The sequence below is a fragment of the Shinella sp. OV683 genome, from assembly GCF_057787725.1.
The window spans coordinates 2458551-2483117 of record NZ_CM173543.1 but is presented as its reverse complement, the minus strand read 5'-3'; the positions used below and the strand labels follow the sequence as shown (position 1 = coordinate 2483117).

The 24567-nt window shown below is 60.2% G+C and carries 26 protein-coding genes and 1 riboswitch; of the genes, 16 read left to right on the top strand and 10 right to left on the bottom strand.

Features of this window, described 5'->3' with window-relative positions; all coding sequences use genetic code 11:
• Nucleotides 1–12: 12 nt before the first annotated feature.
• A complete protein-coding gene (locus ACXHRN_RS11840) occupies nt 13–1488 on the top strand; it encodes an aldehyde dehydrogenase family protein (protein ID WP_488641510.1) in 1476 nt (491 codons plus the stop codon).
• On the opposite strand, the gene ACXHRN_RS11835 is transcribed toward ACXHRN_RS11840, so the two are convergent.
• On the bottom strand, nt 1489–1893 hold the full coding sequence (locus ACXHRN_RS11835) for a winged helix-turn-helix transcriptional regulator (RefSeq protein WP_488641889.1): 405 nt from the start codon (nt 1891–1893) through the stop codon (nt 1489–1491).
• Between the two features lie 163 nt (nt 1894–2056).
• On the opposite strand from ACXHRN_RS11835, the gene ACXHRN_RS11830 reads away from it, so the two are divergent.
• The gene (locus ACXHRN_RS11830; RefSeq protein WP_488641509.1) at nt 2057–2944 is read left to right on the top strand and encodes an SDR family oxidoreductase; all 888 of its coding nucleotides are present in this window, start codon (nt 2057–2059) and stop codon (nt 2942–2944) included.
• Here ACXHRN_RS11830 and ACXHRN_RS11825 read toward each other — a convergent pair.
• Nucleotides 2941–4368, bottom strand: coding sequence for an MFS transporter (locus ACXHRN_RS11825; protein ID WP_488641508.1), 1428 nt, complete (start codon nt 4366–4368; stop codon nt 2941–2943). The two genes, ACXHRN_RS11830 and ACXHRN_RS11825, sit on opposite strands and share 4 nt — an antisense overlap.
• 133 nt (nt 4369–4501) lie before the next feature.
• Here ACXHRN_RS11825 and ACXHRN_RS11820 point away from each other — a divergent pair, with 133 nt between their 5' ends.
• The gene (locus tag ACXHRN_RS11820) at nt 4502–4768 is read left to right on the top strand and encodes a YARHG domain-containing protein (protein WP_488641507.1); all 267 of its coding nucleotides are present in this window, start codon (nt 4502–4504) and stop codon (nt 4766–4768) included.
• Nucleotides 4769–4911: 143 nt separating this feature from the next.
• Nucleotides 4912–5877 carry a nodulation protein NodZ gene (locus ACXHRN_RS11815; protein WP_488641506.1) on the top strand — a complete coding sequence of 322 codons (966 nt, stop codon included), beginning with the start codon at nt 4912–4914 and terminating at the stop codon, nt 5875–5877.
• A 54-nt stretch (nt 5878–5931) separates the two neighbouring features.
• Here ACXHRN_RS11815 and ACXHRN_RS11810 read toward each other — a convergent pair whose 3' ends face one another.
• A complete protein-coding gene (locus tag ACXHRN_RS11810) occupies nt 5932–6609 on the bottom strand; it encodes an alpha/beta hydrolase (RefSeq protein WP_488641505.1) in 678 nt (225 codons plus the stop codon).
• Between the two features lie 212 nt (nt 6610–6821).
• Between ACXHRN_RS11810 and ACXHRN_RS11805 the strand changes: the two genes are divergently transcribed.
• The 9 genes from ACXHRN_RS11805 (at nt 6822) to sufA (ending at nt 14746) form a co-directional block, all read left to right on the top strand.
• Complete coding sequence (locus ACXHRN_RS11805) at nt 6822–7985, top strand: cysteine desulfurase family protein (protein ID WP_488641504.1); 1164 nt, start codon at nt 6822–6824, stop codon at nt 7983–7985.
• Between the two features lie 155 nt (nt 7986–8140).
• The gene (gene sufB / locus ACXHRN_RS11800; RefSeq protein WP_488641503.1) at nt 8141–9610 is read left to right on the top strand and encodes a Fe-S cluster assembly protein SufB; all 1470 of its coding nucleotides are present in this window, start codon (nt 8141–8143) and stop codon (nt 9608–9610) included.
• Nucleotides 9610–9966 (top strand): ADP-ribosylation/crystallin J1, encoded by a 357-nt coding sequence (locus ACXHRN_RS11795; RefSeq protein ID WP_488641502.1) that lies wholly within the window; start codon nt 9610–9612, stop codon nt 9964–9966. Before sufB ends, ACXHRN_RS11795 begins: the two co-directional genes overlap by 1 nt.
• Before the next feature lie 36 nt (nt 9967–10002).
• The gene (locus tag ACXHRN_RS11790; RefSeq protein ID WP_488641501.1) at nt 10003–10290 is read left to right on the top strand and encodes a hypothetical protein; all 288 of its coding nucleotides are present in this window, start codon (nt 10003–10005) and stop codon (nt 10288–10290) included.
• 92 nt (nt 10291–10382) lie between these two features.
• Entirely contained in the window at nt 10383–11138 is a 756-nt protein-coding gene (sufC, locus tag ACXHRN_RS11785; RefSeq protein WP_488641500.1) for a Fe-S cluster assembly ATPase SufC, read from the top strand.
• Between the two features lie 18 nt (nt 11139–11156).
• Complete coding sequence (gene sufD, locus ACXHRN_RS11780) at nt 11157–12428, top strand: Fe-S cluster assembly protein SufD (RefSeq protein WP_488641499.1); 1272 nt, start codon at nt 11157–11159, stop codon at nt 12426–12428.
• 224 nt (nt 12429–12652) lie between these two features.
• Complete coding sequence (locus tag ACXHRN_RS11775) at nt 12653–13885, top strand: cysteine desulfurase (RefSeq protein WP_488641498.1); 1233 nt, start codon at nt 12653–12655, stop codon at nt 13883–13885.
• A 14-nt stretch (nt 13886–13899) separates the two neighbouring features.
• On the top strand, nt 13900–14277 hold the full coding sequence (locus tag ACXHRN_RS11770) for an SUF system Fe-S cluster assembly protein (protein WP_488641497.1): 378 nt from the start codon (nt 13900–13902) through the stop codon (nt 14275–14277).
• A gap of 76 nt (nt 14278–14353) precedes the next feature.
• Entirely contained in the window at nt 14354–14746 is a 393-nt protein-coding gene (sufA, locus tag ACXHRN_RS11765; protein ID WP_488641496.1) for a Fe-S cluster assembly scaffold SufA, read from the top strand.
• Between the two features lie 16 nt (nt 14747–14762).
• Here the strand turns inward: sufA and ACXHRN_RS11760 are convergent, their stop codons facing one another.
• The 3 genes from ACXHRN_RS11760 to ACXHRN_RS11750 all read right to left on the bottom strand — a co-directional run bounded on the left by ACXHRN_RS11760 (nt 14763) and on the right by ACXHRN_RS11750 (nt 16747).
• Nucleotides 14763–15002: an alpha/beta hydrolase gene (locus tag ACXHRN_RS11760; RefSeq protein ID WP_488641495.1), complete on the bottom strand. Its 240-nt coding sequence runs from the start codon at nt 15000–15002 to the stop codon at nt 14763–14765.
• A 111-nt stretch (nt 15003–15113) separates the two neighbouring features.
• Entirely contained in the window at nt 15114–16313 is a 1200-nt protein-coding gene (locus ACXHRN_RS11755) for an IS256 family transposase (protein ID WP_488638174.1), read from the bottom strand.
• A 71-nt stretch (nt 16314–16384) separates the two neighbouring features.
• The gene (locus ACXHRN_RS11750; protein WP_488641494.1) at nt 16385–16747 is read right to left on the bottom strand and encodes an alpha/beta hydrolase; all 363 of its coding nucleotides are present in this window, start codon (nt 16745–16747) and stop codon (nt 16385–16387) included.
• Nucleotides 16748–17039: 292 nt separating this feature from the next.
• On the opposite strand from ACXHRN_RS11750, the gene ACXHRN_RS11745 reads away from it, so the two are divergent.
• A complete protein-coding gene (locus tag ACXHRN_RS11745; RefSeq protein ID WP_488641493.1) occupies nt 17040–17840 on the top strand; it encodes a class I SAM-dependent methyltransferase in 801 nt (266 codons plus the stop codon).
• 39 nt (nt 17841–17879) lie between these two features.
• Here the strand turns inward: ACXHRN_RS11745 and gcvP are convergent, their stop codons facing one another.
• From gcvP to gcvT, 3 genes are read right to left on the bottom strand one after another with little or no spacing between them, the layout of a single operon-like run.
• Entirely contained in the window at nt 17880–20744 is a 2865-nt protein-coding gene (gene gcvP, locus ACXHRN_RS11740; RefSeq protein WP_488641492.1) for an aminomethyl-transferring glycine dehydrogenase, read from the bottom strand.
• Nucleotides 20744–21106 (bottom strand): glycine cleavage system protein GcvH, encoded by a 363-nt coding sequence (gene gcvH / locus ACXHRN_RS11735; RefSeq protein ID WP_488641491.1) that lies wholly within the window; start codon nt 21104–21106, stop codon nt 20744–20746. Before gcvH ends, gcvP begins: the two co-directional genes overlap by 1 nt.
• Before the next feature lie 11 nt (nt 21107–21117).
• Nucleotides 21118–22254 carry a glycine cleavage system aminomethyltransferase GcvT gene (gcvT, locus tag ACXHRN_RS11730; protein ID WP_488641490.1) on the bottom strand — a complete coding sequence of 379 codons (1137 nt, stop codon included), beginning with the start codon at nt 22252–22254 and terminating at the stop codon, nt 21118–21120.
• Between the two features lie 153 nt (nt 22255–22407).
• Nucleotides 22408–22499: riboswitch (glycine riboswitch) on the bottom strand.
• A gap of 190 nt (nt 22500–22689) precedes the next feature.
• Between gcvT and ACXHRN_RS11725 the strand changes: the two genes are divergently transcribed.
• Together ACXHRN_RS11725 and ACXHRN_RS11720 are read left to right on the top strand one after the other, a co-directional pair.
• Nucleotides 22690–23034 carry a hypothetical protein gene (locus ACXHRN_RS11725; protein WP_488641489.1) on the top strand — a complete coding sequence of 115 codons (345 nt, stop codon included), beginning with the start codon at nt 22690–22692 and terminating at the stop codon, nt 23032–23034.
• Between the two features lie 74 nt (nt 23035–23108).
• A complete protein-coding gene (locus ACXHRN_RS11720) occupies nt 23109–24074 on the top strand; it encodes a copper chaperone PCu(A)C domain-containing protein (protein ID WP_488641488.1) in 966 nt (321 codons plus the stop codon).
• Nucleotides 24075–24110: 36 nt separating this feature from the next.
• On the opposite strand, the gene ACXHRN_RS11715 is transcribed toward ACXHRN_RS11720, so the two are convergent.
• Entirely contained in the window at nt 24111–24515 is a 405-nt protein-coding gene (locus tag ACXHRN_RS11715) for a hypothetical protein (RefSeq protein ID WP_488641487.1), read from the bottom strand.
• Nucleotides 24516–24567: the final 52 nt, after the last annotated feature.

The window sequence follows — 24567 nt, the reverse complement described above, 5'->3', positions numbered from 1 at the left end:
GGAGATTTCGCTATGCAGGACAAGCTTTTCATCGATGGACGCTGGGTGGCACCAGTCAACGGCGGCACGCTCGACGTCATCGATCCGGCCACCGAAGAAGTGTTCCACAAGATCCCGGCCGCCACTGCACCCGATATCGATCGCGCTGCAAAGGCTGCGCGCGAAGCATTCGACAGCGGGCCATGGGCGGCCATGAAGGGCGCCGAACGCGCCCGCTATCTCCGCGCCATTGCCGACAAGATCCTCGAGAAGAAGGATTATCTGGCAAATCTTGAAGTCCGCGACAACGGCAAGCCGCTGCCGGAAGCTGCGTGGGACATGGACGACGTCGCCGGTTGCTTCCAGTTCTACGCCAATCTCGCCGAGGAATCCGACGCCAGACCAGAGGAAGAGATTCCGCTCGGCGATACCAGGTTCCAGTCCAAAGCCGTGCGCGAGCCGCTCGGCGTCGTTGGTGCCATCACCCCGTGGAACTACCCCTTGCTGATGGTCGCCTGGAAGGTCGCGCCCGCGCTCGCCGCCGGCTGCACCATGGTGCTGAAGCCTTCCGAACTCGCCTCGCTGACGACGCTTGAGCTCGGTGTGATCGCCGAGGAAGTCGGGTTGCCCAAGGGCGTGCTCAACATCGTCACCGGGTTGGGACAGGATGCGGGATCAGCGATCACCGAACACCCACTGATCGACAAACTTGCCTTCACCGGCTCGGTGGCGACCGGCCGCAAGGTCATGATCGCAGGCGCGCAGGACATCAAGAACGTCAGCCTGGAGCTTGGCGGCAAGTCGCCCTTCGTGGTGTTTGCCGACAGCGATATCGAGCAGGCCGTCGAATGGATCATGTTCGGTATTTTCTGGAACCAGGGTCAGGTCTGCTCAGCAACCTCGCGCGTGCTGATCGAGCAGAGCATCTACGATCAAGTGTTGGCGCGGCTGGTCGAGGAGACCAGAAAAATCAAGATTGGCAACGGCCTTGCCGACGGCACGTTGCTTGGGCCGATCATCTCGCGCGGCCAGTATGACAAGATCCTCGCGGCCGTCGAACGCGGCAAGTCGGAAGGCGCTACGATCGCCACCGGTGGCCAGCGCCCGGCTAACCTGAATACCGGCTATTTCCTCGAGCCTACCGTTCTCACCGATATGAGCGAGGACTCGTGGGTTTGGCAGGAGGAGATCTTCGGCCCGGTCGTCTGCGTCAAGCCGTTCAAGAGCGAGGACGAGGCTATCCGCATGGCCAACAACAGCAAATATGGCCTCGCCGCCGCCGTGATGTCGAAGGATCTCAAGCGCGCCGAGCGGGTGGCGAAAGCCTTTCGCGCCGGCATCGTCTGGATCAATTGCTCGCAGCCGACTTTCACCGATGCGCCGTGGGGCGGCTACAAGCAGTCCGGCATCGGCCGTGAACTCGGCAAGTGGGGGTTCGAGAACTACCGCGAAGTCAAGCAGATCACCGGCTTTGTAAGCGATGAGCCGTGGGGATGGTACATCAAGTGATCAGGCGGCCGCCGCGCCGTCGAACTCCATGCGGCACTGACGAATCTGTTCGTGGTTCTTCGCTGCCCAGTCGACCAGCATCACCAGCGGCGTCATAAACGACTGGCCGAGATCGGTCAGTGCATATTCGACACTCGGCGGCTGGGTGGGATAGACCGTGCGGCTGAGATAGCCGTCTCGCTGCAGGTCGCGCAACGTCTGTGTCAGCATGCGCTGCGAGATATCCGGCACCCGGCGGCGAAGTGCGCCGAAGCGCTGCGGCCCATCGATCAGTTCCAGCATCATCAGCGTGCTCCACTTGCCGCTGATCTGGTCCATCACGTCACGGACCGGGCAATTCTGCACCGTAAATCCGTATTTCTCGAACGCTTCGGTTCGCGATCCCGGCACGCCCTTTTTCTGCAGTTCATTCACGGGGTAGTTCCTTCCAGGTAACCAGGCTACGAAAAACTGCCGTCTTTACAGAGGATTTCAAATCTCTAGATAAGAGCAAGTCTCGAAAAGAGACCATATCTCGATTTGAAATCCAGAGCAAGGCATGGGCCTTGCGGCAGCAAAGGACAGCACCATGTCGCAGAAACTTCTCATCACCGGCGCATCCGGTCATCTCGGCCGCGCCACCATCGACGCCCTGCTCGCCAGGGGCGTCGCCGCAGGCGATATCATTGCCACGACGCGTGACGTCTCCAAGCTCGCCGACCTCGCCGCCAAGGGCATCGAAGTCCGCAAGGCCGATTTCAACGATGCTGCAAGCCTGCCGGCTGCCTTCAAGGGCGCCGATCGTCTGGCGATTGTCTCGACCGACGCGATCGACGGCGAAGGCACCCGGCTGAAGCAGCAGACCGCGGCCGTCAACGCCGCCAAGGCAGCTGGCGTCAAGCATATCATCTATACCTCGATGCCCAATCCGTCGGTTGATTCAAAGATCACCTTCGCCGGCGATCACCGCGGTACGGAGGAAGCCGTCAAGGCATCGGGCGTGCCTTACACGATCCTGCGCAACGCCTGGTACCATGAAAACCTGTTCATGAGCCTGCCGCAGGTGCTCGCATCTGGCCATTGGTACACATCGACCGGCGAGGGCAAGTTCAACAGCCTTGCCCGCGCTGACTGCGCTGCCGCCTTGGCCGCGGCTCTGGCGTCGGACACCAGCGAAAGCAAGACATACACGCTGACCGGCGGCGAAAAGCTGACCACGGCGCAGGTCGCAGCGCTCGCTTCTGAAGTCCTCGGCAAGAAGATCGACGTCATTCAGCTCAACGATGAGCAGCTCGCAGGCGGCATGAAGGCAGCCGGCGTGCCGGAGTTCCTCGTTCCCTTCTTGATCGGTTTCGAAGCCAATACCCGCGTCGGCGATGCCGACATCCAGACCGACGATGTCGAAACGCTCACTGGCAAGAAGCCGACGCCGTTCCGTGCGTTCTTCGAAGCCAACAAGGCAGCGCTTCTCGGCTAATGCTGGCTGCTCCGGCGGCGGCAGAGCGGCACGACCGTGAATAGCGCCAGCAGTCCCGCGATGGAAACAATCGCATAGAGCCAGAAGGCGGCAGCAATGCCGCCTTCGACGCCTCCGGGCGTCACCAGGCCGGCCGTATTCGCGATCACCCCGGCGATTGCCGAGCCGAAGGCCGCAGCCAGCGATGGGATCAGATTGATCGCCGCGGTCGCCTTGTCGGTCTCGGGGCCGTCGGAAAGCGTCATAACCAGCGATATAAGGTGCGCCCAGCCCAAGCCGATTCCGACACCCATGCCGAACAGCAACACGCAGATCCCACCGAGTATTCTGATATCGCCCGAGGGGTTGGCACGTCCGATGACGAAGGCCAGGATTAAAGTCGACACGAAGAGGACCACAGGCCCGGCTAGCATCGCCAATCGCGCGCGTCGGCCCTGCCATGAGGCGGTCCACATGCCGGCCACCGCCCAGCCTGTCGCCACCAGCGCAACGATATAGCCTGCCACCAAGGGCTTTGTGCCATGCATTGTCTGCAGGAAATACGGTACGAAAATATCCGAATTCAGCCCAACGATCAGCAGGAACATCACCAGATAGGTCTTTGCCAACGGATGGGTAAAGATGGTCGCAACGCGCGGAAACAGCCGCGTTTCTGATCGCCGCTCGTAGAGCACGAGCGCAACCAGCGAAGCAAATCCCGCCGCAACCAACGCGGCGCGCAGCAGCGTACCGTCGACATTGCCGGCATAGGACATCGATAGTATGCCCGCGAGGATCAGCACGATCTGCACCCCTGGCAGTTTCTGCTTCTCTCGTTCGTCCTCGCCGGCCGGCAGGAAGCGCGGCGCAAAGAGCGCCATCAGCAGCGACAGTGGTACCAGGATGAAGAACGCCCACCGCCAATAGCTGCCATGGGCGAACAAACCGCCGAGCGTCGGCCCGAGCAATGTCGAAACACCCCAGAGCGCGCTGTAGAATGCGGAGGCAGCATTCTGCATGCCCTCGGGATAGACGAAGCGGATGAAGGAATAGGCAAGGGTCACCAGCAGACCCGCTCCAAACCCCTGGACGAACCTTCCAACGAGCACAACGGGCATAGAAGGCGCAAGCCCGACGATCAGGCATCCCAGCGAGAAGATCAGCGAACCCCAGATATAGACCTGACGCAACGTCATGCCCTCCGGGCGGATGACGATGGCGACGCCGCCAAGCACCAGCGCCGCGACGAACAATGACATCGTCCAGGCCAGCAGCGCCAGCCCGCCGATATCGCGCACCATCGACGGCATCAGGCTGGCTGTGACATAGAATTCCAGTGCTTCGAGCCCGACCCCGGCGCCCAGCAGCAGGGTCGGCGCAACCAACTCACGCGTGAACAAGGCCGTAATTCCGGCTGTGGCGGGAGGCGTATCGGAGGAATTCATGGGTTGGCTTCGGCTAACATTAAGGTGCGCCTTTTAGGAACTATTTTCGGAAAGAGTGCAACGAGAATAAACACATGCGGCCATCCGTGATATCTCCATCACCAGGGCACATCATTGATATGGGAGTGGGACAATGCGTATTTCAACGATCGGCATCTTCACGGCGCTCGGCGTTATTCTTTCAGTCGAGCCGGCGCTGGCCGCAAGTTGCTATGATCTGTGGTACGAGCGCAATTCGATCTACGACCAGAACGGCTTCTGCTTCTCAACTCGCCTCGGCCGGCAGACATTCGACAACAGCGATTGCTACACCAAACAGGCCCAGCTTTCCGAGGACGAGCAATGGCGCGTCGATCAGCTGAAGGATGAGGAAGACCGCCGCGGTTGCCACGTCAACTGAGTTACACCGAGCAGGTTGGCACTAGCCTTTCCAGAGCAATGCGCTAAAAGCGCAGCATTCCCGCATGGGAAGCGTTTTGGAAAGGCAATGCGGCCAAGATGACGGCTCTCGGGCAAGACAAAAAACAGGCAAGACATGTGGTGGTGACGCGCAAACGCACCGGGATCGGCAGCGACCTCGTCTCGGTTGTCGGCGCGATTGCCTATGCGGCACGAACCGGCCGAGATCTCGTCATCGACTGGCGCGACAGCCGCTACGTCGCCGATCCCAAGATCAACATGTTTGGCGAGCTGTTTGTCGCGCCGTCGGCATTTGACAATGTTGGCGTCACGCTTGCAGGCGCCGCATTCAATGACAAGGCGTTGCCGGGGCCAGTCCGGCAGGCGACGAGCAAGAGCGAAAGCTTCGAGGCGTTTCATGCCGAGATGGAGCGCGAAGCCCGGCCGGTGGCGGAAAGCGTCGTCATCACCCGGCCCATGCATCATTTGCCTGACGTCGCCGACCAAAAGCGATGGCTGAGCGCAATCACGCCGGTGCCTAGAGTTGCTGAGGCGATCGAGGGATTTTACGAGAGGCACATGCAAGGGCACACCGCCGTCGGTATTCACATCCGCCACGGCAATGGCGAGGCCCTGGGATCGGGCCGCGACGACCTGATCCAGCGTAGCGTCGACGATCTGGTAGACCTGTCGATGGCCGAATTTACCAGGATGGGCCTGCCGGAAGATACCAGATACTTCGTCTGCACGGATTCGCAGGAGCTGCGAGATGCCTTCAATGCCCGCGTCAAGAATGTCATCAACTACGACAGCCGCATCGGATCTGCAAAGTCCGGTCCGATCCACACATCCGATTATGGATTGCAGGGTGCAGAAGATGCAGTCGCCGAGATGTGGTTGCTCGCCAGGTGCGACCGGCTGATCTATACGCCCAGCTGGTTCTCACACTATGCGCGTGTCGTCGGCGAGTTCAGCTCCGAACCCGTCAATCTCGACACCGTCAGTCTCTACGGCACGGCTGAGCTTTACGAGAAGCGGCTGAACGAGCCGCCAGCTAAGCCGCGTGGGCTCGCAAGACGGATTCTTGGGGCGATTGGCCTCGGAAAATAGGCATGAAAAAGGGCGCAGACCCAACGGGACGCGCCCTTTTGAAACTTTTGCTGCCTAGCGGATGCGCTTTGCAGCCGGTTCCGGCACCAGTTCGCCGGCAAGGCGGCGGTCGAGATAGTCACCGCATTCCTCGATCAGCGCATCCATCTGTCCCGAGAAGAAGTGGTTGGCATCCGGAAGGACCTTGTGGGTGATCAGGATGCCCTTCTGCAGCTTGAGCTTTTCCACCAGTCCTGCGACGTCTTTTTCCGGCGCGACCTTGTCGGCATCGCCATTGATGATCAGGCCGGAAGACGGGCAGGGCGCCAGGAACGAGAAGTCATAGGTGTTGGGCTGCGGTGCGACAGAGATGAAGCCCTCGATCTCAGGCCGGCGCATCAAAAGCTGCATGCCGATCCACGAGCCGAAGGAATAGCCGGCCACCCAGCAGCTCTTCGAATCCGGATGCAGGCTCTGCACCCAGTCGAGCGCCGAGGCGGCATCGGACAATTCACCGGCGCCATGGTCGAATTCACCCTGGCTGCGGCCAATCGAACGGAAATTGAAGCGGAGCGTGGTGAAACCGCGCTTCTGGAACATGTAGAACATCTGGTAGACGATCTGGTTGTTCATCGTGCCGCCGAACTGCGGATGTGGATGAAGAATGATCGCGATCGGTGCGCTTTTCTGTTTGGAAGGTTGGTAGCGTCCTTCCAGCCGTCCGGCCGGACCGTTGAAGATGACTTCGGGCATTCGTACTCCAGGTGTTGAAACTTCTCAAAAACCGCCCCGAAACGCCATTCCAGTCTTGACGAAACCAGTCAGCTTTTCTAAGAGCTAGTTTAGAACCATTCGAAAGTTGGGCGCTGCCCATTTCGTGTGACGCTTCATAGGACAGGCGAGACCGGAATTTCAAGGAAAATGCGATTCGTCGCCGGTTATCTCGTCATTGATGGAAACAGAGTGTGACCGACACCCGCGCCTATATGGACTGGAATGCCACAGCGCCGCTGCTGCCAGCAGCGCGCGAAGCCTTCCTGCGCGTGGCAATGATGGAGGGAAATCCCTCGTCCGTGCATCGCGAGGGCCGTGCCGTCCGCGCCGAAATCGAGGCTGCCCGCCGCGCCATTGCCGAAGCCTTGGGTGCCAAGTCAGCAAGCGTCACGTTTACCAGCGGTGCCACCGAAGCCGCCAACATGGTGCTGACCCCGGATTTTCGCATGGGCCGCGCGGCACTTGCGATCGGCAGGCTCTATGTCTCGGCCATCGAGCACAAGGCTGTGTTCGAAGGCGGTCGTTTTCCCGCTTCCATGGTTTCCGTCTATCCGGTCGACCACAACGGCGTCGCGGATCTCGCCGCTCTCCAGTCGATGCTGGAAGCGCATGATAAAGCCAGCGGCCTGCCGATGGTGGCGATGATGCTGGCCAACAACGAGACCGGCACGATACAGCCCGTCGCAGAGGCCGCCAAGCTGGTGCATGCCAATGGCGGCATTCTCGTCGTCGATGCCGTGCAGGCCTTTGGCCGCATGCCGCTCGATATCGAGACTCTCGATGCCGATTTCCTGATCGTGTCGTCGCATAAGATCGGTGGCCCAAAAGGTGCCGGCGCACTCGTTGCGCGCGGCGAGACAATGATGCCGACCGCTTTGGTCCGCGGCGGCGGCCAGGAAAAAGGCCATCGTTCGGGGACTGAAAATACTGCTGCGATCGCCGGCTTCGGTGCCGCGGCACGTGAGATTGGTGAGGGGGTCGATGCGCGCATCGCCGAGTTGCGCGCGCGTCGTGACATTCTTGAAGCGGCGCTCGCCGACATCGCACCTGGCATCGTCATTCATGGCCGTTCGGTGGACCGCCTGCCCAACACGACGTTCTTTTCGCTTGAGGGACTGAAGTCCGAAACCGGCCAGATCGCCTTCGATCTTGAAGGTGTCGCGCTGTCTGCGGGCTCCGCCTGTTCGTCCGGCAAAGTCGGAGAAAGCCATGTGCTCACGGGCATGGGTCTCGACCCGCGCATGGGTGCCTTGCGGATTTCGTTCGGGCCTTCGACTGATGAGGCTGATATGCAGCGAACCATCGAAGCGTTCCGGCGCCTGACCGGCCGGATGCGGAAGGCGGACGCGGCGTAATTTTTGCGGAAAAGCAAATTTCCGCTTGCCAAATGGGGTGAAAATACCCTTTTGGCGCACTTATATAGACGGTGACGCATTGCATTGTATGCAAACGAAAGCTGTCACAACGACAACAAGCTGCCGGCCTTGACCCGGCGAGATTGGAGATCGAAATGGCTGCGGTTCAAGAGACCATAGACCAGGTCCGCGCGATCGATGTGGACCAATATAAATACGGGTTCGAGACCAATATCGAATCCAACACCGTACCGCCGGGCCTGAATGAAGACGTGATCCGCCTGATCTCGGCCAAGAAGGACGAGCCGGAATGGATGCTGGAATGGCGGCTGGATGCTTATCGCCGCTGGCTGACCATGGTCGAGCCGGATTGGGCGCGCATTCACTACCCCAAGATCGATTTCAACTCGATCAGCTACTATTCCGCGCCGAAGAGCCAGTCAGGCCCGATGTCGCTCGATGATATCGATCCGGAAATCCTCAAGACCTATGAGAAGCTCGGCATTCCGTTGCGCGAGCAGGAAATCCTCGCCGGCGTACAGAAGCCGAGGATCGCCGTCGATGCCGTGTTCGACTCGGTGTCCGTGGTCACCACCTTCAAGGAAGAGCTGAAGAAGGCCGGTGTGATCTTCATGTCGATCTCCGAAGCTTTGCGCGAGCATCCCGATCTCGTCCGCAAATATCTCGGCTCGGTCGTGCCGATGACCGACAATTTCTATTCGACGCTGAATTGCGCCGTCTTCACCGACGGTTCTTTCGTCTATGTCCCGAAGGGCGTCCGCTGCCCGATGGAACTGTCGACCTATTTCCGCATCAACGAGAAGAACACCGGCCAGTTCGAACGCACACTGATCATCGCCGAGGAGGGCGCCTACGTCTCCTACCTCGAAGGCTGCACCGCCCCGCAGCGCGATGAAAACCAGCTGCATGCGGCCGTCGTCGAACTCGTTGCGCTGGATGACGCCGAAATCAAGTATTCGACCGTCCAGAACTGGTATCCCGGCGACAAGAACGGTTTGGGTGGCATCTACAACTTCGTCACCAAGCGTGGCGATTGCCGCGGCAAGAATTCCAAGATCTCCTGGACGCAGGTCGAAACCGGCTCGGCGATCACCTGGAAATACCCGTCCTGCATCCTGCGCGGCGATGGCTCGCGCGGCGAATTCTACTCGATCGCAGTGTCCAACGGCTACCAGCAGATCGATTCCGGCACCAAGATGCTGCATCTCGGCAAGAACACCTCGAGCCGCATCATCTCCAAGGGCATCTCGGCCGGCCATTCCAACAACACCTATCGCGGCCAGGTCTCCATCCACCGCAAGGCGGAGGGTGCGCGTAACTTCACCCAGTGCGACTCGCTGCTGATCGGCGACAAGTGCGGCGCCCACACCGTGCCCTACATCGAGGCAAAGAACTCGACTGCGCAGCTCGAGCACGAAGCGACGACCTCGAAAGTGTCTGAGGATCATCTGTTCTACTGCATGCAGCGCGGCATCCCGGAAGAGGCGGCGCTCGCGCTGATCGTCAACGGCTTCGTCCGCGAAGTCATCCAGGAACTGCCGATGGAGTTTGCGGTCGAAGCGCAGAAGCTGATCGGGATCAGCTTGGAAGGCAGCGTGGGGTGATGACTGAACTGGTCACGCTCTACCGACCGGTCGGATTGGAAGAGTTGAAGTTGATTGAGGAGGCCGAGTGGAGAGCATTTCCGCCACGTCTTCCTGATCAGCCGATCTTCTACCCGGTAACCAACGAGGGCTACGCTGCACAGATCGCGCGCGATTGGAACACGAAGACCGGCTCACGCCACGGATATGTGACGAAATTTGACGTGGATGCGAAATACATTGCCAAATTCGATCGTAGGATTGTCGGTGGCAGGGAGCATGAGGAACTGTGGGTCCCCGCCGAAGAGCTGGATGAGTTTAACCGACACATTTCAGGTTCGATCGAGGTCACGCAGCGTTTCCTGCCGGAAGGGTGAGTTGGGATGGAATCCGCTTACGAAGGTCGGTGGCGAATGATTGAGGGTGAAGCGCCCGAAACATTTGTTCGTCGGCTTACAGAGTTTGGTGATCGACCCGGCGAGATTATTAAGGCTCTGCGCGCCGCGACAGGGATGGTTCTAGCCGAGGCGCGTGGCTATGTGGTGACTGACAGAGAGTTAGACATCTTCTTCCGCGCGAACAAAGAACGCGGGCTGAGCATAATAGGAATATCTCGCTTGACCGCCTGGGTTTGGGGAATGGGCAAGCTTGAGGCAAAAAAGCGAGCGTTGGTTTCCGGTTTATGGGCGGACGGCGCGTGATGAGTAGCGGTCATCGTCGACGTGCGTGGCCCAGAGACAGTTGAATAAGTATGCGGGTCCTTGAAACCCGCTATATGAACAGGAAAAACGAAATGCTTGAAATCAGAAATCTGCATGCCCGCATCGCCGAGGACGGTACCGAGATCATTCGTGGCCTGAACCTGACGGTCAAGGCTGGCGAAGTTGCTGCTATCATGGGCCCCAACGGCTCGGGCAAGTCGACGCTGTCCTATATCCTTTCCGGCCGCGAGGACTACGAAGTCACCGAAGGTGACATCCTGTTCAATGGCGAGAGCATTCTCGAACTCGATCCGGCCGAGCGGGCCTCCAAGGGCATTTTCCTCGCCTTCCAGTACCCGGTGGAAATCCCGGGCGTTGCCACGATGCAGTTTCTTAAGGTGGCGATGAACGAGCAGCGCAAGGCGCGCGGCGAAGCCGAACTGACGACGCCCGAATTCATCAAGCGCGTCAAGGCCGAAGCCGGCGAATTGCAGATCGACATGGACATGTTGAAGCGCCCGCTGAATGTCGGCTTTTCCGGCGGCGAGAAGAAGCGCGCCGAGATCCTGCAGATGGCGCTGCTGCAGCCGTCGCTTTGCGTTCTCGACGAAACCGATTCCGGTCTCGACATCGATGCGCTGAAAATCGTCGCCGACGGCGTCAATGCGCTGCGCTCGCCTGATCGCGCCATCATCGTCATCACCCACTACCAGCGCCTGCTCGACTATATCGTGCCGGACTCGGTGCATGTGCTTTACAAGGGTCAGATCATCAAGTCGGGTCCGAAGGAACTGGCCCATGAGCTGGAAGCCAACGGCTATGCCGACATCATCGGCGAGGCGGCGTAAGGCCGAGGGTTCAAACACATGACCATCCAACCACAAATCTCCCTGACGCCAGCGGAAACCGCGCTGCTCGACGCCTTCGGCGGTGCGATCGGCCAGCTGCCTGGTGACGCTGCCGTCACCACGCAGCGCTCGACGCTGATCCAGGGCATCAAAGCCAACGGCCTGCCGACACGGCGTATCGAAAACTGGCACTACACCGACCTGCGCTCGCTTCTGCGGACCATCCCGACATCGACGTCTGCTTCGGTCATTGCGGAAAAGCCGCTTGTAGCCGGCTCGAGCGTGCTCACCCTCATCAACGGTGTCGCCGATGGCAGCGCCAAAATCGATGGCGCAAGCGTCAAGAGCTACAAGGAAGCGCTGAGCGATGGCTCAGCACTCAAGGGCCTTTCGGTCCGCGGCAGTGACGATCTCATTGCCCGCCTCAATGGCAGCTTTGTCAGCGATGGCTATGTCGTTCACTTCTCCGACGGATTTGAAGGCGACAAGCCGGTCGAAATCCAGCTGGTGCAGGGTGGCGGCTTCGTCAACACCCGCGTTCCGGTCAACTTCGGCGCCGGTGCCAAGGCAACGGTTGTCGAGCGTCATCTTGCCGGTGCGACTGATGCCGCACTCGTGTCTGCGGTCAGTGACATCACGCTGGGCGAGGGGGCCGACATCATCTGGATCGTCGTCCAGCAGCAGGGCGCAGATGACACCCATCTCGGCCAGATCCGCGTGCGCTTCGGCAAGGACGCCAAGCTCAAGCTCTACGTCCTCAACGCTGGCGGGCGCCTGGTACGCCAGGACATCTTCATCGATGTCGAGGGCGAAGGCTCCGATCTGACACTGCGCGGCATCAACCTGCTCGGCGGCAACAGCCATACCGACGTGACGCTGGTGCTCGGTCACAATGTGCCCAACACGACGTCGACGGAAATCATGCGCAACGTGATCTTCGATCAGGCCAAGGGTATCTTCCAGGGCCAGATCCGGGTCGCACCCGATGCGCAGAAGACTGACGCCAAGATGTCGTGCAACACGCTGTTGCTGTCGGACGAGGCCGAGTTCTCGACCAAGCCGGAGCTGGAAATCTTCGCCGATGACGTCGTTTGCGGCCATGGCGCGACGGTTGCCGATATCGACCACACGCATCTTTTCTATCTCGCCTCGCGCGGCATACCGGAAAAGCAGGCACGTGGCATGCTGGTCCAGGCCTTCGTGCAGGAAACGGTGGAAGAGCTGGAAGACGAGGTCCTGATCGAGCCGCTGGAAGCAATTATCCAGGCTTGGCTGGAAAAGCACGCTTAGCATTCGCGTCGCCCCCTCATCCGGCCCTCCGGGCCACCTTCTCCCCGCTGGGGAGAAGAGGGAGTACGCGGCCACTTGCTGAGTCCCGAGGTTGTTGAGTTTTCGATGGCTGTAGATTGGCAACCCACCGCCGCAAATTGATCTTCTCCCCAGCGGGGAGAAGGTGGCCCGGAGGGCCGGATGAGGGGGCTTGGCTGCCCCAGCGAAATTGGAAAGATAATTCTATGTCTGGCAATGGCACTTACGACGTCGAAACGATACGCAAGGATTTCCCGATCCTGTCGCGCACCGTTTATGGCAAGCCGCTCGTCTATCTCGACAATGGCGCCTCGGCCCAGAAGCCGCAGGTGGTGATCGATGCCGTGTCGAACGCCTACTCCAACGAATATGCCAATGTGCATCGCGGCCTGCATTTCCTGTCCAATGCCGCGACCGATGCCTATGAAGCTGCCCGCGAAAAGGTCCGCAGGTTCCTCAATGCCGGTTCGGTAGACGAGATCATTTTCACGAAGTCCTCGACCGAGGCGATCAACACGGTCGCCTATGGTTGGGGCATGCCCAATATCGCAAATGACGACGAGATCCTCATCTCGATCATGGAGCACCATTCCAACATCGTACCCTGGCATTTCGTCCGCGAGAGGCAGGGCGCCAAGCTGGTCTGGGCGCCGGTCGATGACGATGGCGCTTTCAATCTCGACGACTTCGAAAAATGCCTGACCGACAAAACCAAGCTTGTCGCCATCACCCATATGTCGAATGCGCTGGGCACCATCGTCAATGTCAAGGAAGTCTGCCGCATTGCGCATGCGCGCGGCATCCCGGTGCTGGTCGATGGTTCGCAGGGGGCCGTTCACCTGCCGGTTGACGTCCGGGATATCGATTGCGACTGGTATGTGATGACCGGCCACAAGCTCTATGGCCCGTCGGGCATCGGCGTGCTCTATGGCAAGATGGATCGGCTGAAGAGCATGCGACCCTTCCAGGGTGGCGGTGAGATGATCGCCGAAGTGACCGTGGATACTGTGACCTACAACGACCCGCCGCATCGTTTCGAGGCCGGCACGCCACCGATCGTCCAGGCGATCGGGCTGGGCTATGCGCTCGACTATATGGAAGGTATCGGTCGCGCCGCGATCGCCGAGCACGAAGCGGGCCTTGCCGCCTATGCCGCCGAGCGGTTGCGCGGCGTCAATTCGCTGAAGATATTCGGCAACGCGCCGGGCAAGGGTGGTATCTTTTCCTTCGAGCTCGAAGGTATCCACGCCCACGACGTGTCGATGGTCATCGACCGGGCAGGGGTGGCGGTACGCGCCGGCACCCATTGCGCCCAACCGCTCTTGCAACGCTTCGGCGTGACCTCCACATGCAGGGCATCGTTTGGACTTTACAATACGCGGGGCGAAGTCGATGTTCTGGTGGATGCGCTGGAAAGCGCCCGCAAGTTCTTCGCCTGAAGAGGATTTGAGAGATGAGTAGCACTGAAGCCGAAAAGATCGACGTCCGCGAGGGGCTCGTGCAGTCGGCCATTCCGTCGGATGAACTCGCCCGCCTGTCCGACGACATCGTCGCGGCGCTGAAGACGGTCTATGACCCGGAAATTCCGGCCGATATCTATGAACTCGGCCTGATCTACCGTGTCGATATCGAAGACAACCGCATGGTCAAGGTCCTGATGACGCTGACCGCGCCGGGCTGCCCGGTCGCCGGCGAAATGCCGGGCTGGGTCGAAAATGCCGTCGGCGCCGTCGAGGGCGTCATGGGCGTGGAGGTCGAGATGACCTTCGATCCGCCGTGGTCGGCCGACCGCATGAGCGAAGAAGCCCAGGTCGCTCTTGGCTGGTATTGAACGTTTAACCGTCTGCGACTACATTGGAATCAGAAACGTCGGGCCTTGAACCCGGTTGTTGAAGGAGAATGAGCCGATGGGCTTTGCAGTCATGACCATGACGGATGCGGCGGCAACGCGCGTCCGCGAGATCGTCGAAAATTCCGCTTCTGATGCGATGGGAATCCGCGTCGGCATCAAGAAGGGCGGATGCGCCGGGATGGAATACACCATCAACCTGGTGACGGAAGCCAATGCCAAGGATGACCTGATCGAGCGCGATGGCGCCAAGGTCTGGGTCGAGCCGGCCGCTGTGCTCTATCTTCTCGGCACCGAGATGAGCTTCGAGACCACGACGCTTCGTTCGGGCTTCACCTTTTCCAATCCTAACCAGACATCCGCTTGCGGCTGCGGCGAATCCGTCGAGCTGAAGGCTGCGGACCTTTCGGCATTGGCCGCACGCGGCGACGCGGTGGTTCGGGCGGGATAAGCCGAGCGTCTTCAGCTCAATCTGCGAAGCGCGCGGCGAGCCAGCTGGCAATGTCGCTTGTTTCTTCTGATGAAAGCAGATGACCGGTCGGATAGTTTTTCAACTCTGCTTGCGCTCCGAATGCCCGCAAACGCGCGACGGATGTCGATGCGTCATCGGGCGCTCGTCGATCGTCGTTGTCGCCCGCGGTGAGGAGCACAGGTTTGCCCGATAGATCGATGCCTGCGCTAGCCAGGTCCGGCGACAGCGGACGCATCAGAACTGCTCCCGAAAAGCGCCCCGGCATTCGACGAAGAAGGATCGTGTCCCGTAGCGTGGTGTAGCTTTTGACAACCACGGTGTCTTCCGGTCTGGGCCGGAGGGAATATCAACGTGCCACGGCAGGCAAGTTGATGAGTGGATCATCGCTCATTTGGGCGATGGTTTCCAGTGTCATGTATCTTGATCGCTGGACGGCCCATTCGTCGTTCTGCTCCAGCAATAGCGCACCGACGAGACGGACGATGGCGTCGTCGTTGGGGAAAATACCGACGACCTCGGTTCGTCGCTTGATTTCGCCATTGAGGCGCTCGATGGGATTGGTCGAATGCAGCTTGGCCCAATGCTGCTTTGGAAAGGTCATGTAGGCCAGCACATCGTTCTCGGCATCGTCCATGAGCGCGGCAAGCTTTGGCACTTTCGGCCTGATCTGGTCGGCGACGCTGCGCCATTGCGTGCTGGCGGCCTCCGGCGTCTCCTGAGCGAACGCCGTGGCGATGAAGGCGGATACGACGCGCCGCCCGCTCTTTCCGGCATGGGCCAGGGCATTGCGCATGAAGTGCACCCGGCAACGCTGCCAGGTCGCGTTGAGCACCTTGCCGACGGCGGTCTTGATGCTTTCATGGGCATCCGAGACGACCAGCTTCACACCCCTCAAACCCCGGCGGGTCAGCTTGCGCAGGAACTCTGTCCAGATCGGCTCGGCCTCGGATGTGCCGATCTCCAGCCCAAGCACTTCACGGCGTCCATCGGTGTTGACGCCGACGGCGATAATCACGGCGACAGAAACGATGCGACCGCCGCGCCGGACCTTGAGATAGGTGGCGTCGATCCAGATGTAGGGCCATTCGCCTTCGATGGGTCGATCGAGGAAAGCCTTGACCCTGACATCGATTTCCTCGCAAAGCCGTGACACCTGGCTTTTGGAGATGCCACCCATGCCCATGGCTTTGACCAAGTCATCGACCGAGCGCGTCGAGATACCCTGGATATAGGCTTCCTGGATAACCGCCGTCAGAGCTTTCTCGGCCATTCGGCGCGGCTCCAGGAAGCTCGGGAAATAGCTGCCCGTCCGCAGCTTGGGAATGCGAAGCTCCACCGTTCCAGCCCGTGTTTCCCAATCACGGTCGCGATAGCCATTGCGCTGGGCGAGCCTGAGTGGCGTCTTCTCTCCATGCGCAGCACCCGTCGTATGGCCGACCTCCAACTCCATCAGGCGTTGGGCCGTGAAGCCTATCATCTCGCGCAACAAATCGCTGTCGGCGCTCTTCTCAACAAGCAAACGCAGGTTCATCATCTCGTCGGTCATCGGTGGTGTCCTTCAGGTTGGCTCTAAGCAACCCGACCCTACCGGAATTCACCGATGGCTATGAAACCCAGCTACACCACGCGCGGGGACACGATCCGAAGAAGCGCTTCGGCCATAACAGCACCATTGGAATAGCCAATCAAAATTGGCGAGAGAGCCAATGTTCTCGCCTGTTTGAGCGCCGAGAGAAAGACGCCGATCTCGGCAGCGCGATCCTCGAGATCAACGAGATCGAGGCCGCGATCGGGATATCGGCGAAAGAAGGCATAGCCTTCCTCCCAAGGCAAAGTACCACGCAAGAATATTGTCGGCCGCCCCGGCGCTATTCTGTCGGCCAATTCCATCAGATCGGTCTCGTCGCCGCCGGATCCGTGCAGGAAGATCGCCGGTCGCGTGGAGAGGCCGGCGTGGCGAATGACGTGATGCAGGATCATCGGCTTTGTTCCGTAACGTGGACTGCCCGCTGGTTAGGTGATTTGCATGACAGGCACATGATCGGCCGCCATCATCTCGGCAGCGATGCTGGCGAGCATTACTAACAATTCCTGAAACAATGCATTCTTGCAGTGCCGAAATAGAACAACTCTGTTTCGAAACGGTGGTCTTGCTCGCGAATCGCACCGCAAATCCGCGAGATTTTACAGCTTTGCCCCGGCGGCGTATGGCTACCTCCACGACAACCAATCTGGCTCGCCGTTTTTACTGTATCGCGAATGGACTGTGCCAATGCATGTCATGGAAGAAATCAATCGCCGCACCTGGAGCAAGCCGCTCTCGCTACGTGGCTACAAGCAGATCAGCGGCCATATCGACGACGGCGAGCAGCGGCTTTTTGAGCGGGCGTTTGCGCGCTATCGCGGTGGCCATTTCCTCGATATCGGTGTCGGCGGCGGCCGGACGGCTGGCCTGCTGCGGCCACATGCCGGCAATTATCTCGGCATCGATTACACCCCCGAAATGGTCGACATCGCCCGCGCCAATCATCCCGATCTGCGTTTCGAGACCATGGATGCGCGCGCTCTGACCGAGATCGAGGATCGCTCAATCGACCTGGTCGTCTTCAGCTACAACGGTATCGATTCCGTCGATCCTGAGGGGCGCCTTGCCATTCTCGCAGAGGTGAACCGGGTCCTTCGACCGGGCGGTGCATTTCTGTTTTCGACATTTCATCGTCATTGGTCCGGCTTCCAGCAAATCCCCAGCCATCGCAGCGTCGTGCCGGCCAGCTCCAATCCACTGCTTCTGGGCCTGCGCTACGCGCGCTATGCCATGGGTGCGTGGCGGGCGCGGCAGCACCGCCTGCATGAGGTTCGCGAAGGCGAGCACGCAATCCACCTGCATCCCGCCCACTATTTCGGCATCATGGTCTATGCAACGACGCCGGAGCAGATTAACCGCCAGCTCGAAGCGGCGGGATTCATCATTCCAGGTTCGATTTTTGACGAAAACGGCGCCGAGGTCAGCGGGCAGGCCTCAGCCGGAACGCAATACTTTCATGTATTTGCGGAAAAGCCCGCCTATAGCTGACGAAGAGGCGCCGGACATCCTTCGGCGCCTCCCATCGGTTTATTCCGCTGCTTCGAGATAGTCAGTCACCGGCGGGCAGGAGCAGACGAGATTCCTGTCACCATAGACATTGTCGACGCGATTGACCGGCGGCCAGTATTTGTCGACCCGGAAGGCACCGGGCGGGAAGCAGGCCTGTTCGCGCGTGTAAGGGCGGTTCCATTCTCCCACTAGATCCTGCACCGTATGCGGTGCATTCTTCAGCGGGTTGTTATCCCGATCCATCTCGCCGGATTCGATCGCGCGCGTCTCCTCGCGGATCGCCAGCATCGCATCGCAGAAGCGGTCGAGTTCCGCCTTGGTCTCGGATTCCGTCGGCTCGATCATCAGCGTGCCGGCGACGGGCCAACTCATAGTCGGGGCGTGGAAGCCGCAATCGATCAGCCGCTTGGCGATGTCCTCGACGGTCACGCCAGAGCTCGTCTGCAGCGGCCGCGTATCGATGATGCACTCATGCGCCACGCGACCCTTCTCCGAGGTGTAGAGCACGTCATAGGCGCCCTTCAGCCGTGCAGCGATATAGTTGGCGTTGAGGATCGCCACCTTGGTTGCCTGCGTCAGGCCTTCGCCACCCATCATCAGGATATAGGACCAGGAGATCGGCAGGATCGATGCCGAACCGAAGGGTGCTGCTGAGACCGCACCGTCCTTGCCGTTGCTTTCGGGATGCCCGGGCAGATACGGCGCGAGATGTGCCTTGACGCCGATCGGCCCCATGCCGGGGCCGCCGCCGCCATGCGGAATGCAGAACGTCTTGTGCAGGTTGAGGTGGCTGACGTCGGAACCTATGTCACCGGGCCGCGACACGCCGACCATCGCGTTCATATTGGCGCCGTCGAGATAGACCTGGCCGCCGAAGGAATGGGTGACGTCGCAGATCTCGCGCACCGTCTCCTCGAAAACCCCGTGGGTCGAGGGATAGGTGATCATCACGCAGGAGAGCGCGTCGGCATGTCTCTCCGCCTGTGCCCGGAAGTCATCGATATCGATGTCGCCATTGTCGGAGACCTTGACCGGCACGACCTTCATCCCGGCCATCTGTGCCGAGGCGGGATTGGTGCCATGTGCCGACGTCGGGATCAGGCAGACATCGCGATGCGCCTGGCCGCGTGCGATGTGATAGTTGCGGATCGTCAGCAGCCCGGCATATTCGCCCTGCGCGCCGGAATTCGGCTGCATGGAGAACGCGTCGTAGCCGGTGATGTCGCAGAGCTTCTGGCTGAGATCGTCGAGCATCACCCTGTAACCCTGCGCCTGATGCGCAGGCACGTAAGGATGGATTTCGGCAAACTCCGGCCAGGTGATCGGCAGCATTTCCGCCGTCGCGTTGAGCTTCATCGTGCACGAACCGAGCGGAATCATCGACCGATCGAGTGCGAGATCGCGGTCCGACAACCGTCTGATATAGCGGGTCATCTCGCTTTCGGCGCGGTTCATGTGGAAGATCGGATGCGTGAGGTAGGCCGAAGTCCGCAGCATATCCTCGGGCAGGCGCCAGTCCGGTTCGAAATCAACCGTCTTGAAATCACCGCCAAAGGCGCGCCAGACGGCTTCCAGTGTCACCGGCCGCGAGCGCTCGTCGAGCGAGATGCCGATATGGGTCTCGCCGATCTTGCGGAGATTGACTTCTTCCGCCTCCGCAGCCCTGAGGATCACGCCCTGCAGCTTGCCGACCTCGATGGTGATGGTATCGAAGAAGGTGTCGGGCTCCACCTTGTAGCCGAGCTTTTCCAGCCCCTTTGCCAGCCGCACCGTCTTCTGATGGACGCTCTGGGCGATGGCCTTCAAGCCCTGCGGTCCATGGAAGACGGCATACATCGAGGCCATGACGGCCAACAGCACCTGCGCCGTGCAGATGTTCGACGTCGCCTTTTCGCGGCGGATATGCTGCTCGCGGGTCTGTAGCGACAGGCGGTAGGCGCGGTTGCCGCGCGAATCCACCGACACGCCGACCAGACGGCCCGGCATCGAGCGCTTCCACTCGTCCTTGACAGCCATGTAGGCGGCATGCGGGCCGCCATAGCCCACAGGTACGCCAAAGCGCTGGCTGGTGCCGACAGCGATATCTGCACCCATCTCACCGGGGGACTTCAGCAGGCAAAGCGCCAGCGGGTCGGCGATGACGATGCCGATTGCGCCCGCTGCGTGCAGCTTGCCCATGATCTCGGTGAAGTCATGGACATGGCCGTGGGTGCCGGGATACTGGAAGATTGCGCCGAAGACATTGTTGGCGTCGAGATCCTTGAAGGGGTTGCCGACAATCACCGTCCAGCCGAGCGGCTCGGCGCGGGTCTTGAGCAGCGCGATGTTCTGCGGATGGCAATTCTCGTCGGCAAAGAAGGTCAGCGATTTCGACTTGGCGACGCGCTGTGCCATGGCCATCGCTTCCGCTGCGGCGGTGGATTCGTCCAGCAGCGAGGCGTTGGAGATGTCGAGACCTGTCAGGTCGCTGATCATGGTCTGGTAGTTGAGCAGCGCCTCCAGCCGGCCCTGGCTGATCTCCGGCTGATAAGGCGTATAGGCCGTGTACCAGGCGGGATTTTCAAGGATTGTTCGCTGGATCACCGGTGGCGTGATTGTGCCGTAATAACCCTGACCGATCAGCGACACGAGTTTCTGGTTCTTGTTGGCGGTCTCGCGCATCTTGTCGAGCGCCTCGCGCTCGGTCAGCGGTTTCTCCCACTTGAGCGGCGTCTTGAGCCGGATCGCGGCCGGCACCGTATCGTCGATCAGCGCGTCGAGGCTGGGGTAACCCACAGTCTTCAGCATGGCTGCCATCTCGTCGGGAGAGGGGCCGATATGCCGGCGGTCGGCAAAATTGTAGGGATCGTAGTCGGTGAAAGTGAAATCGGTGGGAAGGGCCATTATGCAATCATCCTGACATAGGCATCTTCATCCATCAGCCCGTCAGCATCGGCCGGATTGGCGAGCTTGAGCTTGAAGAACCAACCGGCCCCCATCGGGTCGGAATTGACGAGCGAGGGATCTGCGACAACAGCTTCATTGACCTCGGTGATCTCGCCGTCCAGCGGACAAAAGACGTCCGATGCGGCCTTGACGCTCTCGACAGTTGCCGCGTCCTCGTTCTTGGAAAAGCTGTCGCCCTGCCTCGGCAATTCGATGAAAACGAGATCGCCGAGCTGTTCGGCCGCATGTGCGGTGATCCCCACGGTCGCAACGCCACCCTCGATTTTCAGCCATTCATGTTCTTCTGTGAATTTCAGCATTTTTGTTCCTCTCAGCGTTTGTATGTCGGGGTGATGAAGGGCAGGGCGACGACGGTCATCGGCAGGAATTTGCCACGCACATCGGCGAAAACACCCGTTCCGATCTCGGCCATTTCGGTCGGCATGTAACCCATGGAGACGGGGGCATCGACGCTTGGGCCGAAGCCGCCCGATGTCACTTCGCCGATCCCGGAGCGGCCCTCCTCGTCGGCATAGAGCCGCGCATGCGCACGCACCGGCTGCTTGCCCTCAGGCTTCAGGCCGACGCGACGACGTGGTGCACCGTGTTCCAGTTCATTGAGAATGCGGCTGGCGCCGGGAAAACCGCCTGCGCGGGCGCCGCCCTTGCGGCGAACCTTCTGGATGGCCCATTCAAGTGCTGCCTCAACCGGCGTCGTCGTGGTGCCAATATCGTTGCCATAGAGGCAGAGACCGGCCTCGAGCCGCAGGCTGTCGCGGGCGCCGAGCCCGACAGGTTCGCAATCGGGATGATCGAGGAACCGGCTGACGACGAGCTCTGCCTTGTGGGCGGGAATGGAAATCTCGAACCCGTCCTCGCCGGAATAGCCGCTCCGCGAGATGATGCATTCGACGTCGTGCAGGTCGTCGGCCTCGACATCCATGAACTTCATCGACGTGATCTCCGGGCAGAACTCCGCCAGGACCTGCTCGGCATGCGGCCCTTGCAGCGCCACCAGTGCACGATCATCGAGCATTTCGACGCTGCATGTGTCGGAGAGATGCGCTTGCATATGGGCGAGGTCGGCGTCCTTGCAACCGGCATTGACGACCATGTAGAAATGATCGCCGCGATTGGAGACCATCAGGTCGTCGAGGATGCCGCCTTCTGCGTTGGTGAATAAGCCATAGCGCTGTCGACCGGGCTTCAGGCCGGCGATATCGACCGGGATCAGCCGCTCGAGCGCCAACGCTGCGTCTTCGATGCGGCCGGTTTTCGGGCGGATGATCACCTGACCCATATGCGAGACATCGAAGAGGCCGCAGGCGGAACGGGTGGCCAGATGCTCCTTGAGCACACCAGGCGGATATTGCACCGGCATATCGTAGCCGGCAAACGGAACCATGCGGGCACCCAGGGAAAGATGCACGGCGTGGAGTGGGGTCTTTTTCAGCGATTCTTCGCTCACGAACAGGCCTCCGGGTTTGGCGTCAACACGCCGCTCAAGACAGGGCGCCACCGGCACCCAGATGCTTAAGCCCCCTCTGTCCCTTTGCCTGAGATTGCTATCCCTTCGGCAGACGTCCATCCCTAGGGATTACGCCATTCTCCAGAGTCCGTTACCTGCCCACTGGTCCTTTTGCCTGAGAGTTTCCGGGGCGGTTGCTCCTTCGGCACTGCATTCGGAGATACAGATTCTCCCAATGGGTTGCTTTTTGATAGCCGCAGGAGAGGGCTGCTGGCAAGGGGCAAGTGACGCGATCGGCACACTTTCTGTCGCTCGGGTCTCATTGCTGCGGCGAAAGGCCCGCAAAATCCGGCTAGGCAGTTCTGAAATAGTAGTCTATGGAAAATGTGGGTTTCGGGGAATCTCGCCATGAGGCATTGGGTCAGGAGAGCTGCTGTGACGCGCATCGTCTGCGCGATCGCTCTCTTCATGCTCGGATTTGCCGCCCATGCCGATGCCGGACCAATACGCGGCCCCTTCAGCGCGGAATACCAGCTGCCCGATGGCACGTTTGCTTCCATGTGCCTGCCCAGCGAAGAGCATGGCAAGTCGCATACCGATGACAAGCATTGCGACACCTGCATCATGTCGACGGCGCATCTGTTCACGCCGCCGGACGCAGTCGAACTCGTTGCACAAGCATCACTGCATGGTGATGTTGTCTGGCCGGAAAGCAATGCCAATGCGAGGCGTATCCTTTCCCATCATGGCCAGAGCCGCGGACCGCCTCTGAACGCCTGATCATATCTTCACGATCATATGCCGCATCAGCGGCTAGGCCAGCACGCGACGCCGTGCGTTCAGAGTATCATTCCATGTTCAAGACCAGATTTTTCACCTCCATCATCCTCTCGGCACTTCCGGCTGCCGTCTTCGCCCACGCCACAATGCTCGTGCCGGAAGCGCCGGCCGACAGCTATTATCTCGCGACCCTGCAGGTGCCGCACGGCTGCGACGGCAAGACAACCACCGAAGTCCAGATCAAGCTGCCCGAAGGCTTCATCGCGGCCAAGCCGCAGCCGAAGGCAGGCTGGGAGATCGAGATCATCAAGGGCAAGTATCAGAAGAGCTATGACCTGCACGGCAAGACCGTCAGCGAAGGTCCCCTCGAAATCCGCTGGAAGAACGGAAACCTTCCGGACGAGTATTACGACACGTTCACGATCTCTGGAAAGTTCTCCGGAATCGCTGCCGGCACGTCGGTTCCGTTCGTCAGCACACAGGTCTGCGGCACGGATGGCAAGACCGCCTGGACGGAAATCCCAGCTGCAGGCCAAAGCCCGCACGATCTCAAGAACCACGCGCCAACCGTGACACTCACCGCGGCCGACGGCCATGACCATCATGACATGAATATGGGCGCGTCGGACTTTGCACCGGTCAAGATCGGCGATCTCGAAGTCACGGCAGCCTTCATCAAGTCCATGACGCCCGGCCAGCCGGTCGGTGGTGGCTTTGTCACCGTCGTCAATTCCGGCAAGGCGGATGACCGCCTCGTTTCAGTCAAACCGGCAGCGGGCGCAGATCATGTCGAAATCCATGAGATGAAGATGGATGGCGATGTCATGCGCATGCGCAAGCTCGCGGACGGGGTGGCGATCCCAGCCGGAAAGACGACCGAGATGAAGCCCGGAGGCTTGCACATGATGTTCATGGGTGTGAAGAAGCCGCTCGCCGCTGGCGAGAAGATCAAGGCCACCTTGACCTTCGAGAAGGCAGGCAGCATTGAAATCGAAATCCCGGTGGTCGATCTCAAGGGCGGTATGCAGCACAAGATGTGATTGTCGGCAGGGCGCAGCTGAAAGCCTGCGCCTTTTCTACCGGAACGGATCTTCGTCGGAAAGATCGGGAAGGGCGAGGATCGGCGACGCCAGCTCGAGCATATCGTTCAGCACCGACTCCTCGATCTCCTCGGGCTCTTCCTTTTTCGGAGGCGCCGATGTCTCTGTGAGATTGTTGAGGAGATATTCCTCTTCCGCGTGCTTGCGCGAGGTCTGCTGCTGGCTGCGCTTCTGGCCGGCGGTCAGGAAAAACAGCGTCATGGCAGAGGTGCCGACAATGTCCATCGTCGACTGCGGACCGTCGTCGCCCTGCATGGTCTCTTCGTTGAGCTGCCGCAATGTGCGCTCGGCCGGGCTCGATCCGCTGACGCGTGCGCTGGCCTTCAGGGGCTGGCTCGCATAAGCGGCGGTGACGGCAGAAACTGTGATGACCTGTGTCATGCTCAAGGTCCGATTTACACTATAATGGTGCATTTTACCCGGATCCTCTCTA